Raw genomic sequence first — 14813 nt, forward strand, 5'->3', positions numbered from 1 at the left:
GTCGTCGGTCACCTCACGCGAACGCGGCCCAGCTCTCGACCAGCAGGGCGATCCGCCGCTCGCGCAGCTCCGGGCGCAGCCTGCCGCTGCGTTCCAGCGTGGCGATGCCGTGCATGGAGGCCCAGGCCACCTCGGTGCGCGCGCCGAGTTCGTCGCCCTCGGCGCCCGAGCTGAACATCGCCTCGAGGCCGGCGAAGGCGTCGCGCAGCGGCTGCGGGGCGTCAAGGCCGAAGGTGAGATCGGTGGTGAGGACGAAGATCGCGTCGTAGCGGGCCGGGTTGGCGGCGGCGAAGTCGAGGTAGGCGCGGGCGACCTTGTCGAACATCTCGGTACGGTCGGTCGCGCTCTCCCTGGCCAGGCGCACCTGCTCGGCCAGTTCCACGCAACCCTGCAGAGCGACGGCGCCGACGATGGCGGCCTTGTTGGCGAAGTGGCTGTAGAGCACCGGCTGGCTGTACTCGATGCGGTCGGCCAGTTTGCGGATGGTGACCGCGTCCCAGCCCTCCGCCTCGGCCAGCTCCCTGGCCGTGTCGATGATCTGCTGATGTCGCTGGGCGCGTTCGCGTTCCCTACGGGTTTGCGTGCTCATGCTCGAAATTCTAGCAACGCTAGACAAGAGAGCGGGGCGCACGCTATCGTTCTCGCATCACCTAGCACCGCTAGATTTCAGAGCAACGTGGAACAGACCCAGGAGCACACCATGATCGTCTCGCGCACCGCCACCGCCCTCTCCGCGCTCGGCGCGGCGTTCATCCTCTACATCGGCCTGAGCTACCTGATCACCCCGGAGACCATCGCCACCGGCTTCGGCCTGCCCACCTGGCCCCAGGGCGACGCGGTGGCCTTCCTGAATCTCAAAGGCGTGCGCGATACCGTCAGCGGCCTCCTGATCATCGCGCTGCTGGCCGCCCGCCAGCGCTTCGCGCTCGGCATCACGATGCTGGTGCTGGCCCTGATCCCGGCCGGCGACATGCTCACGGTGCTGAGCTGGGACGGCTCCCCCGCCGCCGCCTTCGGCATCCACGGTTTCACCGCCGTGCTCGTCGCCCTGGCCGGAGGACTGCTGCTCCGCGAGCACCGCACCGGCACCAACACCACCGTCGACCAGCGGGTCGCCATCGCGGCGTGACGCCGGTCACTATGCGATGAATTCCGCGCCGCCCCACCGTCTTCACCGACAACGAGCAACCACCGAGGAGGAACCACCATGGCGAACGCACCGCACGGCCCCGCGTCCTACTTCCCCACCATCGAGGCCAAGTACGGCCGCACCGTCGACGAGTGGCTGACCCTCCTCGGCGCGGCGACGGAGACCAAGCACGCGGCGCTGGTGACCTGGCTCAAGACCGAACACGGTCTCGGCCATGGGCACGCGACCGCCCTGGTGCAGTACCACCTGAACCCGGACAAGTGGGCGCGCGCCTGATCCCACGCCCACCGGAAGGCCCCGCGAGCACCGCGGGGCCTTTCGCGTCGGTCACGACACCGGAACGGGTTTCGGCGCCGGTTCCGCGACATCGACCGGATGGTCGTCGACCATCGTCTCCTCGTCGAAGGGCAGTTCGCGATCGAGGACCCGGCGGGCGCGATCGGCGTCGACGGTCTTGGTCCAGGTGCCGATGAGCAGGGTGGCGACCGCGTTGCCCGAGAAGTTCGTCAGCGCACGGGCTTCGGACATGAAGCGGTCGATGCCGACGATCAGGCCGACACCGTCGAGCAGTTCCGGACGGTGACTCTGCAGGCCACCGGCGAGCGTGGCCAGGCCCGCGCCGGTGACCCCCGCGGCGCCCTTGGACGCGATGATCATGAACAGCAGCAGGCCGATCTGCTCCCCCAGGCTCAGCGGCTTGCCCATCGCGTCGGCGATGAAGATCGAGGCCATGGTCAGGTAGATCGCGGTGCCGTCGAGATTGAACGAATATCCCGTCGGCACAACGACACCCACCGTCGTGCGCTCCACGCCCGCGTGCTCCATCTTCGCCACCAGCCGGGGCAGTGCCGACTCCGAGGACGAGGTCGCCACGATCAGCAGGTACTCGCGCGCCAGATACCGGCACAGCTTCAGGATCGACATCCCCGAGACCAGGCGCAGCACCACCCCGAGCACGCCGAAGACGAACACCAGGCAGGTCAGGTAGAACGCGATCATCAGCGTCGCCAGCTGCACCACCGCCGACCAGCCGGTGCGGCCCACCACGTTGGCGATCGCGCCGAACGCGCCGATCGGGGCCAGCCACAGGATCATCGACAGGATCCGGAACACCAGCTTCTGCCCGAGCGCGACCGCCCGCAGGATCGGCGCGCCCGCCTCCCCCATCGCCTGCACCGCGAACCCGACCAGCAGCGCGACGAACAGCGCCTGCAGCACGCTGCCCGCGGTCAGCGACGACACCAGCGTCGTCGGCACGATGGCCTGGATGAAGTCCCAGGTGCCGCCCGCGCCGTGCGCCTGCTCGGCGTACTTCGCGCCCGCGCCCGCGGTGCCGGCGCCCAGTCCGGTGCCCGGCTCGATCAGGTTCCCGACGACGAGCCCGATGCCGAGCGCGACCGTCGACATCGCCAGGAAATAGGCGATGGCCAGGCCACCGACCTTGCCGACGGTGGCGGCCGCGCGCACCGATCCGATGCCCAGGACGATCGTGCAGAAGATGACGGGTGCGATCATCATCTTGATCAGGTTCACGAACAGGGTGCCCAGCGGCGCCAGCGACTGACCGAATTCCGGCGCCAGCCGGCCGACCAGGATGCCCGCAAGGACCGCGAAGATCACCGCGATGTACAGCCAATGGGTATGGTCGCGTTTCCGCGATGGTGCGGCGGTTGTGCTCATGGCGCACAATCATCCGGAACCACTGTGACTCCCATCACATTTGGTGCATAACGTTCAAGACGAGGTCGGAGGGCAAGATGCGACGAGTGCGGCTGTCGCTCGCCGGGCAGGCCTTCGTCTGGCAGCTGGTGGTGCTGGCCCTGATGATCGGGACCGGGACCATCCTGGCGGTCCTCGACGCCCGCCACGACCACGACGTGGCCACCGAACTGCAGGTCCGCGACGTGGCGGTGACCGTGGCGCGCGCACCGTCGACGCTGGCCGCGGTCAACTCGCCCTACCCCAGCGGACTGCTGCAACCCACCACCGAGCGCATCCGCGTCGACACCGGCATGGACTTCATCGTGGTGATGGCGCCGGATCGCACCCGCTACACCCACACCAATCCCGACATGATCGGCAAACCGTTCACCGGCAGCATCGACGCGGCACTGGCCGGGCAGACGCTCACCGAGACCTTCACCGGTTCGCTCGGACCGTCGATCCGCGCGGTCACCCCGGTCTACGACAGCGGCCGGGTGGTCGCGCTGGTCTCGGCGGGGGTCACCAGGGCCAGGATCGGCACCCAGGTGGCCTCGCAGGTGCCGGTGATCCTCGGCGTCTCCGCGGCCGGGCTCGCGCTGGCCGCGTGCTCGTCGTTTCTGATCAGCCGCAGACTGCGCCGCCAGACCCACGGCCTGGCCCCCGACGAGCTGCGCGCGCTCTACGAGCACCACGACGCGGTCCTGCACTCGGTGCACGAGGGCCTGGTGGTGTTCGGGACCGCGCCGGGGCCCGCCGAGGTGGTCAACGATCAGGCGCGCACCCTGCTCGACCTGCCCGACGGCCCGGTGCACCGCACCGACCTGCCGACCTCGCTGCAGCAGATGCGCTGGGGCGTGGTGCGCGACGAGACGCACGTGACCACCGACCGGGTGCTGCTGGTCAACCAGGACGTGGTCAGCTGGGAGGGCCGCCCGATCGGCACCGTGCTGACCATTCGCGATCAGACCGAACTGCGCGCGGTGCTCGGCGAGCTCGACTCGGTGCGCGGGTTCGCCGAGTCGCTGCGGGCGCAGGCGCACGAGGCGGCCAACAAGCTGCACACCGTCGTGACCATGGTCGAGCTGGGCCGCCCGGAGGAGGCCGTCGCCTTCGCCACCGCGGAGTTGCGGCTCTCGCAGGTCCTGATCGACCGGCTGCTGTCCGCCGTCGGGGACGCGGCGCTGGCCGCGCTGCTGCTGGGCAAGGTCGACCAGGCCGCCGAGCGCGGGGTGAGCCTGGCGATCAGCGAGGACACCGCGCTGGACTCCACCGATCCGCTCTCGGCGCAGGAGACGGTGACGCTGGTCGGCAACCTGGTCGACAACGCGATCGACGCCGCGGCGGGCACCGTCGACAAGCGGGTCGAGGTGTCGGTGTTCCACTGTGACGGCGAGCTGGTGGTCCGGGTCGCCGACAGCGGACCCGGCATGTCGGCGCAGATGTTCTCGCGGGCCGCCGAACGCGGCTACACCACCAAGACCGACCACGCCGGACTCGGCCTGGCACTCGTGCACCGCCTCGTCGATCGGCACGGCGGCGCCATCACCACCACGGCCGCACCACACAGCGCGGTCAACGTTCGCATTCCGCTGAGGGAGAAGACATGATCCGGGTCCTGATCGTCGAGGACGAGCCGTTGATCGCCCAGGCCCACCGGGCCTATCTCGAGCGGCTCGACGGGTTCGTCACCGGCGGCGTCGCGCACACCGGTCGCGACGCGCTCACCCTGGCCGCCGAGGCGATCGCGGACGGCAATCCGTTCCACCTGGTGCTGATGGACATCGGTCTGCCCGACATCAGCGGACTCGAGGTGGCCGCCGCGCTCAACGGTCTCGAACCGCGGCCGGACGTCATCGCGATCACCTCCGCCCGCGAGCTGACCATGGTGCGCAATGCCGTGGCACACGGCGTGGTGCTGTATCTGCTCAAGCCGTTCACCTTCGCCGCGTTCCGCGAGAAGCTGGAGCGCTACCGCGATTTCGACACCGCGCTCCCTGCGGGCGAGGCCGCCCTGTCGCAGTACGACATCGACCGCGCTCTCGGTGCCCTGCGCACCGCGGACCAGCGGGCGGGCGCGCCGAAAGGCGTGGTGCAGCACACGCTCGAGGAGGTCTCGCGGGCCGTGCGCTCGGCCGAGTCCGGCATCACCGCGACCGATGCCGCCGCGGCCGTCGGCGTCTCCCGCATCACCGCGTGGCGCTACCTGGAGAAGCTCGCCGACGACGGATTGGCCGAGCGCCGAGCCGATTACGGCCGCGCCGGCCGCCCCAAGACCCGCTACCGCTGGCGCGCCGGCGCGTAGACCGGAGATCAGGACAGGCGCGCGGCCCCCGCCAGACCGTCCGGTGCCGGGGTACGCGCGACCGGACCGAGGTCGACCGGCATGTGCTCGAAACCGTGCAGGGTGAACAGGTTTCGCCGCACCGGCGCCTCGCGCAGCCGCAGGTTCGGGTAGCGGGTGTAGAGCGCGCGCAACGCGTGTACGGCCTCCATGCGGGCCAGGCTGGCGCCGAGGCAGGCGTGGATGCCGCTGCTGAAGGCGACGTGTTCGCGCAGGTTCGGGCGGTCGATGTCGAAGCGATGCGGGTCGGCGAAGACGGCGGGGTCGCGATTGGCACCCGCCAGCGACAGGATGACCGTGTGGCCCTCCCGCACCGTGATGCCGTCGATCTCGACGTCCTCGAGCGCCTGGCGCGCGGTGGTCTGCACCGGCGGGTCGAAGCGCAGGGTCTCCTCCACCACGTCGGACCAGCGGTCGGGATCGGCCTGGGCGAGCGCGAGCTGATCGGGGTTGGCCGACAGCGCCGCGATGGCGTTGCCGATCAGGTTGACGGTGGTCTCGAAACCGGCGCCCATCAGCAGGCTCGCGCCCGCCTGGAGTTCGCGCAGGTCCAGGTCGCCGGAGCGGACCAGGGTCGAGAGGATGTCCTCGCCGGGGTCGCGGCGCAGCTGGGCGATGTGGGCGGCCAGGTAGTCGTCCATCGATTCGATCGCGACCATCGCGCCCCGGTAGGTGCGCCACGAGGTGCCGATGTCGAGCAGCGGCGTCACCCGGTCGCCCCAGCGCAGGAACAGGTCGCGGTCGGCGGCGGGGAAGCCGAGCATGTCGGCGATGATCGCGATCGGCACCCTGGCGGCGAAATCGGTGATCAGGTCGACCGATCCGTGCGCGGGCATCGCGTCGAGCAGCTCGGCGGTGACCACCTCCACCCGATCCCGCAACCGGGCGATGGCGCGCGGGGTGAACGCCGAGGCCACCGGCTTGCGCATCCTGGTGTGCTCGGGCGGGTCGAGGACCAGCATCGACGGCGGCTCGACCGGATTGGGCGGCAGCGTGACCAGCGCGGCGAGCTTGCGCCACGGTCCCGGCAGATCGCCGCCGAGTGCCTGCCGCACGCCGAATCGGGTGTCGCGCAGGATGGCCCGCACCTGGCCGTGGTCGAAGGCCGCGTAGGACAGCGGGGTCCGCAGCAGTCCGCCGGGCGCGCGGAGTTCGTCGATCAGCGGGTAGGGGTCGTGCAGGCCGCGCTGTCCACTGAGCAGGATGGCGAACGGGTCACCCTTGCGCACCTGCCAGCGCAGGACCGCCCGTGGCGCTCCGTGCTCGGCCGACCATCGCAACCAGTACTGCGCGTTCATCGCCACCCCTGCCGCTCTGCCGAATGGATGCCTCCACCGTACGGCCACCGGCACGCTGGCGGAACGTGTTCCAGTCGGAGATCGACCTATACCTGGGTAGGAGACGCGGCCAGGATCAGCGCCGGACGGTGACCCGCTCGGTGGCGGCCCGATGCTCCACGGCGGCCGGGTCGGGATTGACGACCTGGACCAGCGAGGCACCGGCGTACAGCACCGCGATGTAGCCGTCGATCAGCTCGGTCACGGTCTCCCACGGCGCGCTCGACAGCACCCGGTCACCGGCGGAGATCCCCTGGAGCGCCGCCGACTTCCTGGCCTCGGCGAGCACCTCGCCCACCGAGAGCCCGTCGAGCGCGGCCCGGAAGCCACCGGGCAGGAACTGGTCGCCGTGCACGCGGACCGCGGTCGCGAAATCGGTGACGCCGACCGGGACATCGCGCACCGGCGTGCCCATCGCGTCCAGCGACAGCACCGCCACCTCGTCGACGCCGTCGGCGTCGTCGAGCCGGTCGGGGGTGACCAGGGCGAGGTCGGCGTCGGGATCGGGGGTGAGCACCACCTCGGTGCCCGCCCACCAGCAGCCGAGCAGCACGGCCGCGGTCTGCCAGTGCGCCGGCAGCAGCACGGCGACCCTGGCGCCGGGACTGAGCGCGAACTCGTCGCGCAGCAGATTGGCGGTCTTGGCGGCCCAGTTGGCCAGCGTCAGACCCGACAGCTCGATGCGGGCGCCGGTGGCGTCGTCGTACCAGGTGACGCGCGGACCGGCCGGGTCGCGTTCGAGGATCGGGTCGAGGAGGACGTCGGTGAGGGTCGAGTTCGGCTCACGCATGGGTCAGTTCACGCATTTCGGTCCGTTCTGGCCTGCGTCGATCGGCGGGGCTGGCGGTACTGGCGTCGCGGTCGCCGAGGATGTTCCGTCGAAATCGAACATGCCTGCCGCGGCCGAGCCCGGACCAGAATAGTCGCTCGCCAGCACCACGCTCACGGTATCCGCCGACAGTGACGGATCCGCGACCACGGTGAGACCGCCCAGTGCCTCGGCCACCGCCGCGGCCTTCGGATCCCCGGCGTCCGCGGCGAGCACCCGGCTCGAACTCACGCTGCCTCCGGAGTAATTGCCCACCAGGCCCTCGCGGAAACCCTTGCCGGTCAACGCGCTCGACACCTTGGCGGCCAGCCCGGCCTTGCCGCCCGCGTTGAACACGCTCACCGTCACCGTCGACGGGTCGAGCTTCGGCGCGTCGCCGCCGCCCTTCTTCTCCTCGCCGACGAGCCCGGCGACGTAGTCCTGCACCGCCTTCGGCTCGACCCGGACCACCGATTCGCCCGCCGAGGTCATGCTGTTGAGGTCGGCGACCGGGATGGTCTCGAATTCCACCTTGCCGCCGGACAGATCCTTGAGCTGCTGCAGGAAGGCCAGCACGTCCCAGTCCTCGTCGAGCACCACCGTGCGCCCGACCGCCTCGCTGATCTCGCCGAGCTTGCCCGGATTCGCCAGGATCTTGGCATTGAGCAACTGGCCGACCAGCTGGGCCATGAACACCTGCTGACGCACGATGCGATCGATGTCACCGCGCGGCAGCCCGTGCCGCTGGCGCACGAAACTCAGCGCCTGCTGACCCTCCAGACGCTGCTGCCCGGCCGGGAAGTCCGCGCCCGACATCCATTCGTCCACCGCGTTGTTCAGGCACACCTCGACCCCGCCGACGGCATCGGTGAGCAGCACGAAGCCGAGCAGACTGACCTCGGCGTAATGGTCGACGGTGATGCCGGTGAGCGAGGCCACGGACTTGATCAGCGCCTGCCTGCCCGACTTGGTCGACTCGCGTTCGGCGTCGGCCTCGGAGCTGCCCTTGGCCAGCAGCTTGGCGCGTTCGGCCTCCTTGGTGGAGCCGTAGGCGGAGTTGATCTTGGCCTTGCCCTGGCCGGGCACGTCGACGTAGGAGTCGCGCGGGATCGAGATCGCGGTGGCCGAGCGGCCGTCGTTGGGCACCCGGACCAGCACGATGGTGTCGGTATTGGTGCCCACCTCGTCGCCCGCGTGCAGCATCGCGCGCTCGGCCGAGGTCAGCGGGTTGCCGTGCGCGTCGGTGCGGCTGTCGACGCCGACGAGCAGGATGTCGACCGCGCCGTCGCGACCGCCACCGAGCCCGAGGCCACCGATCCGATCGATATTGGCGATCAGGTTGTCGACACTGCGCCACGCGAATCCGGTGAGGGCGAGCACCAGCACCGCCGCGATCGCCACCATCACCTGCACCGGACCGGCACCGGTCTGGGTGGCGACCGTGGGTGGTCGTGTCGACTCTCGCAACTCGTGATCCTCTCGACGAACTCCGCGCTCGGCTCCGAATCCCCGGCAAACCCCACCATCTCGTGTGCCTGGGCTCGTCCACCGAAACCGGCCATCACAGGCTAACCAACAGTTACCACAGTCACGCCGAACCGCAGGTGTTCCGGCGTGCCAGACTGGCCGCGTGAACCCCGATTTCCCCGTCCCCTCCCGGCTGATCGTAACCGGAGCGCGCGGCCTGCTGGGGCGAGAGATCCTGCGGCTCGCGCCCGCGGCGTCGGGCTACGGCAGGGCCGAGCTCGATATCACCGATCGCGCGGCCGTCGACGCCGTCCTGCGCCCGGGCGCCGTGGTGCTCAACTGCGCCGCCTACACCGCGGTCGACGCCGCCGAATCCGATCGCGACGCCGCCTTCGCCGCCAATGCCACCGGCCCCGCCGTGCTGGCCGCCGCCTGCGCCGCGGCGGGAGCCCGGCTGATCCACGTGTCCACCGACTACGTCTTCCCCGGCACCGCGAGCACGCCCTACGAACCGGACGACCGCACCGGACCGGCGACGGTCTACGGCCAGTCGAAGCTGGCCGGCGAGCGGGCGGTGCTGGAGCTGAGCCCCGACGCGCAGGTCGTGCGCACCGCCTGGGTGTACTCCGGTGTCGAGGGGGATTTCGTCGCGACCATGCGCAGGCTGGAACGCGAACGCGAGACCGTCACCGTGGTCGACGACCAGCTCGGCTCCCCCACCAGCGCCGCCGATCTCGCGGCCGCGCTGCTCGAGCTGAGCACCCGGCCCGCCGCGCCGCGGGTGCTGCACGCCACCAATTCCGGCACCGCCACCTGGTTCGATCTGGCCGTCGCCGTCTTCACCGAGGTCGGGGCGGATCCGGCGCGGGTGCTGCCGTGCGATTCGAGCGCCTTTCCCAGACCCGCACCGCGACCGTCCTATTCGGTGCTGTCCCCCGCGGCGTGGGACGCGGCCGGTCTCACCCCGTTGCGGCCCTGGCGTTCCGCACTAGCCGACGCACTCCGGCGTCTGTCCGACTAGGCTGCCCAGTCGTGAACGCAGCCGATTCCGCGGCCCCTGCGGGCCTTGCCGTCGTCACGGTGACTTATTCACCGGGCGAGCACCTCGAGCACTTCATCACCACCCTGGCCGACGCCACCAGCGAGAAGCCGCAGGTGATCCTGGCCGACAACGGCTCGACCGACGGCGTGCCCGAGCTCGTCGCCGAGGCCAACTCGCATGTGCGGCTGCTGCGGACCGGCGGCAACATCGGCTACGGCGGCGCCATCAACCGGGCCGTCGCCGAGATCGACCCGTCGATCGAGTTCGTGATCCTGGCCAACCCGGACATCCGGTGGGGCGTCGATTCCATCGACAAGATGCTCGCGGCCGCCCAGCGCTGGCCCCGGGCCGGCGCGTTCGGGCCGATGGTCCGTGAGCCCGACGGCAGCGTCTACCCGTCCGCGCGCCGGGTCCCCGGCCTCGCCGACGGCGCGGGCCACGCCATCCTGGGCACGATCTGGCCGAAGAACCCCTGGTCGGTGCGCTACCGGCAGGAGAACGAGGAGATCTCCGAGCGGGTGGTCGGCTGGCTGTCCGGCTCCTGCCTGCTGGTCCGCCGGGCCGCCTTCGACACCATCGACGGCTTCGACTCGCGCTACTTCATGTACATGGAGGACGTCGACTTCGGTGACCGCATGGGCAAGGCGGGCTGGCACAATGTGTTCGTCCCCGACGCCGAGGTGACCCACGCCAAGGGCCACGCCGCGGGCAAGCATCCCGAACTGATGCTGCCCGCCCACCACGCCAGCGCCTACCGCTTCCAGGCCGACCGGCATCCGCACTGGTGGCAGGCGCCGTTGCGGGGCGCGCTGCGCGCCGGACTTGCGGTTCGCTCCCGGATTGCGGTTCGATCGGCGCTGCGCGAGAAAGCGCGCACCGGCGCCTGACGTGGGCGCCGTCACTGTGAACAGGGGAAACTCGATGGCAGGCAACTCAGGCACCGACGCGGTCATCCTCGTCGGCGGACAGGGCACGCGGCTGCGTCCGCTCACCCTCTCGGCGCCCAAGCCGATGCTGCCGACGGCCGGGCTGCCGTTCCTGACCCACCTGCTGGCCCGCATCGCCGAGGCCGGGATCACCCACGTGGTGCTGGGTACCTCGTTCAAGGCCGAGGTGTTCGAAGAGCACTTCGGTGACGGCTCCGAACTGGGGCTCGAGCTCGAGTACGTCACCGAGACCGAGCCGCTGGGCACCGGCGGCGGTATCCGCAACGTGCTGCCCAAGCTGCGCGCGGACAACGTCATGGTGTTCAACGGCGACGTCCTCGGCGGCACCGATCTGGGCGCGATCCTCGACACCCACGAGTCGACCAACGCCGACGTCACCCTGCACCTGGTCCGGGTCAGCGACCCGCGCGCCTTCGGCTGCGTGCCGACCGACGCCGACGGCCGGGTCACCGCGTTCCTGGAGAAGACCCAGGATCCGCCGACCGACCAGATCAACGCGGGCTGCTACGTGTTCCGCCGCGAGTACATCGAGAAGATCCCGACCGGTCGCCCGGTCTCGGTCGAGCGCGAGGTCTTCCCCGCGCTGCTGGCCGAGGGCGCGCGGGTGCAGGGCCACGTCGACGCCTCCTATTGGCGCGACATGGGCACCCCGGAGGACTTCGTGCGCGGCTCGGCCGATCTGGTCCGCGGCATCGCCCCCTCGCCCGCGCTGCCGGGGCAGCGGGGTGAGTCGCTGGTGCATCCCGGTGCGGGCGTCGCCCCTGGCGCGCTGCTCATCGGCGGCACCGTGGTCGGCCGCGGCGCCGAGATCGGTGCCGGTGCCCGCCTGGACGGCGCGGTCATCTTCGACGGCGCGATCGTCGAAGCGGGCGCGACCGTCGAACGCTCCATCGTCGGCTTCGGCGCCCGGATCGGGCCGCGCGCGCTGGTCCGCGACGGCGTGATCGGCGACGGCGCGAATATCGGCGCCCGCTGTGAACTGCTGCGCGGTGCCAGGGTGTGGCCGGGCGTGGAGATCCCCGACGGCGGCATTCGCTTCTCCACCGACGTCTGATCCGTTCCACCGCGGTGGCCGCCGACTGTCGGTCGGTGGCCACCGCGGTGGCGGTTTCCGCGACAAAATCACCTGGTCGGAGCCCCGATACAGGTAGTGAAGTACTCAGGCGTGGCGGTTCTCGACCCTGCGAACATTCGCGGTATGGAGAGGCTCGTCATCCTCCACCCGCAGGAACTGGCGGGTACTGTTCTGCCGCTCACCACTGGTCGGCAGCTGATCGGCCGCGGCGCGCGGGCGGACCTGCGCCTCGACGACCGCTATCTCAGCGCCGCGCACGCGGCCATCGATCTCACCGCCGGTCGCGCCACCGTGGAGGACCTCGGTTCCGCCAACGGCACCAGGGTCGACGGTGAGCTGATCGCGGGTCTGCGCCCGCTGCGCGACGGCGACATCCTTACCTTCGGCAATGTCGACGCGCGCTTCGAGCAGGGGCCACCCACCGTGACGATGCCGAGTTCGGCCGTTCGCAGGCCACCGCCGGATCCGGTCACCTTCACGGTGGAGCGGCAGACCGGGCACCAGATCAACAACGTCGGGCGGGATCAGATCAACAGCTACATCGAGCAGCGCGAGAGTTTCCTGCGCGCGGTCGCGGCGTCCAGGACCAAGGCGCGCTGGGTGTTCTGGATCGGCCTGTTCATGCTGGTCGGCGGCGGAATCGGCTACGCGTACTTCCTGATCGACGGGATCAGCGAACTGAACGACACGTTCGGCGATGCGAGCGCAGGGCCGCCCGACGGGATGCTGTTCTTCGGCCCCGACACGAGCCTCGGCATGCCCGCCGGGTTGATCTGCTTCGCGGTGGCCTTCGTCGGTCAGTTCCTGCTGATCATCGGCCTGATCATGTGGATCGTCGCGGCCGCCCGCGTCCGCAAGGTCGACCGGGACCCACGGCACGCGTGGAACTCACCGTTCGTCAGATAAGGGGAAAATCTCGTGGTCTTCAATATCGGCTCGCAGCAGGGCAACATCAACAACGTGGCCGGCGACCAAACCATCCACGGCGGTCAGCACGGCACCTTCACCGCCACCCAGACCGTCGACTTCGCCGTCGAACTCGAGGCCACCCTGCGGCGGCTCGGCATGGACCGCGCCGCCGACGACGCGGCCGCGGTCCAGCGCGAACTCGCCCGGCCGCAGCCCGACCGCGAACAGATCTCCGCGCGACTGACCCGGATCGCCCAGGCCGCCACGGTGGTCGCGGGCGCGGCGACCGCCGTGGCCGGCCCGCTCACCGCCCTCGCACACTGGCTGGGCGCGCTCGGCGCGCCGATCCTGGGGCTGCTCGCCTAGCTGAAGCCGACCGCCTGGTCGCCCCAGGCGGTGTGCAGGTCGGCGTCGGGGTTGTCGACGACGCGGTCGATGGTGTCGATGAGCAGGGTGGTGCGGGCCGACGGGCGGTAGTGGGGCCAGTGCTTGGAACCGTCGATGGCCGCGGGGACACCGTGTTCGGCGAAGGCCAGCCAGCGGCGCTGCATCCGGCCCGAGACCGCGACCGAGGCCTTGCGGCCGCCGAGCCAGAAGGTCGGATCGTGGTTCAGCGTGCCGAAATTGCCGAAGACATAGGGCAATTCGGTGGCGTGCCCGGCGCCGACCCGGGCGGCCTTCAGCATCGGGGTCGCGTAGTCGAAGCGGTACATCCAGGTCGGCGAGTGCTGGGCGTGGCCCTCGGCGACCCAGGCGGCGGGCATCCGGAAGGCCGCGTCGGTCGACATAGCCAGCGCCCCACGGGTTTTCGTCAGATCCGGGTAGGCGGAGGTGATCTCGGCGATCCGCTCGGGCGACATCTCCGGATGCGAGGCCGCGACATCGCGCAGCATCGCGTTCACCGCGTCGGGTGTCACCGGCATGATCGGCGAGCGCAGCACCCGGAACAGCGAGGCCTCGTCCCGGTTGGTCCCGATCAGCAGCGGCACTCGATGCGAACGCCCCTGCTGGAAAAGGTCGATCGGGTAGCCGGGCAACAGCTCACCGTCGACGACGGGCGCCGCCGCGAGCCTGCCCGGTTCGTTGATCGGCACCTCGTCGAGCAGCACCGCGCCCACCTCGACGAGCCGCTCGATCGGCAGGTCCAGCAGCCGATCCGTCTCGCCGGGGCCGAGTTCGAGCAGTTCCAGGTAGCGCTGCGCGACGACGGCCGCGCGTTCCTGCCCGAAGACCGTGGTGGCGGGCGGACTCTGGGCGATCGCCTTGTGGAACAGCCCGGCCGCCGACGGCGAGGTGAGCAGCGCCGTCACGCAGCCGGCGCCCGAGGACTCACCGAAGACCGTGACATTGTCCGGGTCGCCGCCGAACGCCGCGATGTTGTCGCGCACCCAGGCCAGCGCCGCCAGCTGATCGCGCAGGCCGAGATTCGGGGTGAACGGCGTGCCGAACGAGGACAGGTCGAGGAAGCCGAGCACGCCGATCCGGTAGTTCACCGACACGACGACCACGTCACCGGCCTCGGCCAGTTTGCGCCCGTCGTAGATGGTCTGCGCCGCGGTGCCGAGGCAGTAGGCGCCGCCGTGCAGCCACACCATCACCGGGCGCGGCGCGTCGTCGCTCGGCTCGGGTCGCGGCGACCAGACGTTGACCCAGAGACAGTCCTCGCCCATCGCCAGATCGGAGTCGACGGGCACCATCGCGCCCATCGCCTGCGGGGCGATGTCACCGAAGACGACGCAATCGCGCACGCCGTCCCAGGCGCGCGGCGGCCGCGGCGGCGAGAAGCGGTCGGATCCGGCCGGTGCGGCGGCGTAGGGGACGCTGCGCCAGACCGCGATCGGCCCGTCCCAGGCGCCGCTGACCGTTCCGTACTCCGTGCGAGCCAGCGGTTCGGCCTCGTGCGTCCGCACGTCGGGGCCGAGATCGGACTGAATGCTCATCGCACACCTCCTAGCCGGCGCGACCCGACGGGTGCCTGTGTATTTGCTCCCGCAGGCCGCAGCACCTGGTGACTCCTTACGAGAGTACGTGCG

At 70.6% G+C, this 14813-nt stretch carries 15 protein-coding genes; 9 read left to right on the plus strand and 6 right to left on the minus strand.

Annotated elements, in window-relative coordinates; all coding sequences use genetic code 11:
- Positions 1-13: 13 nt before the first annotated feature.
- Positions 14-589, minus strand: coding sequence for a TetR/AcrR family transcriptional regulator (locus AB0L91_RS05725; RefSeq protein WP_355276171.1), 576 nt, complete (start codon positions 587-589; stop codon positions 14-16).
- Positions 590-676: 87 nt separating this feature from the next.
- Here AB0L91_RS05725 and AB0L91_RS05730 point away from each other — a divergent pair, with 87 nt between their 5' ends.
- Positions 677-1129 carry a DUF4267 domain-containing protein gene (locus tag AB0L91_RS05730; protein ID WP_365007461.1) on the plus strand — a complete coding sequence of 151 codons (453 nt, stop codon included), beginning with the start codon at positions 677-679 and terminating at the stop codon, positions 1127-1129.
- Between the two features lie 78 nt (positions 1130-1207).
- Positions 1208-1426 carry a DUF4287 domain-containing protein gene (locus AB0L91_RS05735; protein ID WP_357343376.1) on the plus strand — a complete coding sequence of 73 codons (219 nt, stop codon included), beginning with the start codon at positions 1208-1210 and terminating at the stop codon, positions 1424-1426.
- A gap of 51 nt (positions 1427-1477) precedes the next feature.
- Here AB0L91_RS05735 and AB0L91_RS05740 read toward each other — a convergent pair whose 3' ends face one another.
- Positions 1478-2830, minus strand: coding sequence for a cation:dicarboxylase symporter family transporter (locus AB0L91_RS05740; RefSeq protein ID WP_365007463.1), 1353 nt, complete (start codon positions 2828-2830; stop codon positions 1478-1480).
- 77 nt (positions 2831-2907) lie between these two features.
- On the opposite strand from AB0L91_RS05740, the gene AB0L91_RS05745 reads away from it, so the two are divergent.
- Positions 2908-4461 (plus strand): sensor histidine kinase, encoded by a 1554-nt coding sequence (locus AB0L91_RS05745; protein ID WP_357343372.1) that lies wholly within the window; start codon positions 2908-2910, stop codon positions 4459-4461.
- Complete coding sequence (locus tag AB0L91_RS05750; RefSeq protein WP_316575908.1) at positions 4458-5156, plus strand: response regulator; 699 nt, start codon at positions 4458-4460, stop codon at positions 5154-5156. Before AB0L91_RS05745 ends, AB0L91_RS05750 begins: the two co-directional genes overlap by 4 nt.
- A gap of 8 nt (positions 5157-5164) precedes the next feature.
- On the opposite strand, the gene AB0L91_RS05755 is transcribed toward AB0L91_RS05750, so the two are convergent.
- The 3 genes from AB0L91_RS05755 to AB0L91_RS05765 form a co-directional block, all read right to left on the minus strand.
- Positions 5165-6493 carry a cytochrome P450 gene (locus AB0L91_RS05755; protein WP_365007466.1) on the minus strand — a complete coding sequence of 443 codons (1329 nt, stop codon included), beginning with the start codon at positions 6491-6493 and terminating at the stop codon, positions 5165-5167.
- 115 nt (positions 6494-6608) lie between these two features.
- A complete protein-coding gene (locus AB0L91_RS05760; RefSeq protein WP_365007468.1) occupies positions 6609-7322 on the minus strand; it encodes a TIGR03089 family protein in 714 nt (237 codons plus the stop codon).
- Between the two features lie 3 nt (positions 7323-7325).
- Positions 7326-8744 (minus strand): LCP family protein, encoded by a 1419-nt coding sequence (locus AB0L91_RS05765; RefSeq protein ID WP_365011190.1) that lies wholly within the window; start codon positions 8742-8744, stop codon positions 7326-7328.
- Positions 8745-8970: 226 nt separating this feature from the next.
- On the opposite strand from AB0L91_RS05765, the gene rfbD reads away from it, so the two are divergent.
- The 5 genes from rfbD to AB0L91_RS05790 all read left to right on the plus strand — a co-directional run bounded on the left by rfbD (position 8971) and on the right by AB0L91_RS05790 (position 13146).
- Entirely contained in the window at positions 8971-9828 is an 858-nt protein-coding gene (gene rfbD, locus AB0L91_RS05770) for a dTDP-4-dehydrorhamnose reductase (RefSeq protein WP_365007470.1), read from the plus strand.
- An 11-nt stretch (positions 9829-9839) separates the two neighbouring features.
- Positions 9840-10736 (plus strand): glycosyltransferase family 2 protein, encoded by an 897-nt coding sequence (locus AB0L91_RS05775; protein ID WP_355276184.1) that lies wholly within the window; start codon positions 9840-9842, stop codon positions 10734-10736.
- Between the two features lie 34 nt (positions 10737-10770).
- Positions 10771-11850 (plus strand): NDP-sugar synthase, encoded by a 1080-nt coding sequence (locus AB0L91_RS05780; RefSeq protein ID WP_355276186.1) that lies wholly within the window; start codon positions 10771-10773, stop codon positions 11848-11850.
- A gap of 144 nt (positions 11851-11994) precedes the next feature.
- A complete protein-coding gene (locus AB0L91_RS05785) occupies positions 11995-12777 on the plus strand; it encodes an FHA domain-containing protein (protein ID WP_365007472.1) in 783 nt (260 codons plus the stop codon).
- 12 nt (positions 12778-12789) lie between these two features.
- Entirely contained in the window at positions 12790-13146 is a 357-nt protein-coding gene (locus AB0L91_RS05790; RefSeq protein ID WP_355276189.1) for a hypothetical protein, read from the plus strand.
- On the opposite strand, the gene AB0L91_RS05795 is transcribed toward AB0L91_RS05790, so the two are convergent.
- Positions 13143-14720 (minus strand): carboxylesterase/lipase family protein, encoded by a 1578-nt coding sequence (locus AB0L91_RS05795; protein ID WP_365007474.1) that lies wholly within the window; start codon positions 14718-14720, stop codon positions 13143-13145. The genes AB0L91_RS05790 and AB0L91_RS05795 overlap by 4 nt on opposite strands.
- Between the last annotated feature and the right edge of the window lie 93 nt (positions 14721-14813).

The sequence above is a fragment of the Nocardia sp. NPDC051833 genome, assembly GCF_040681225.1.
Classification (GTDB): domain Bacteria; phylum Actinomycetota; class Actinomycetes; order Mycobacteriales; family Mycobacteriaceae; genus Nocardia.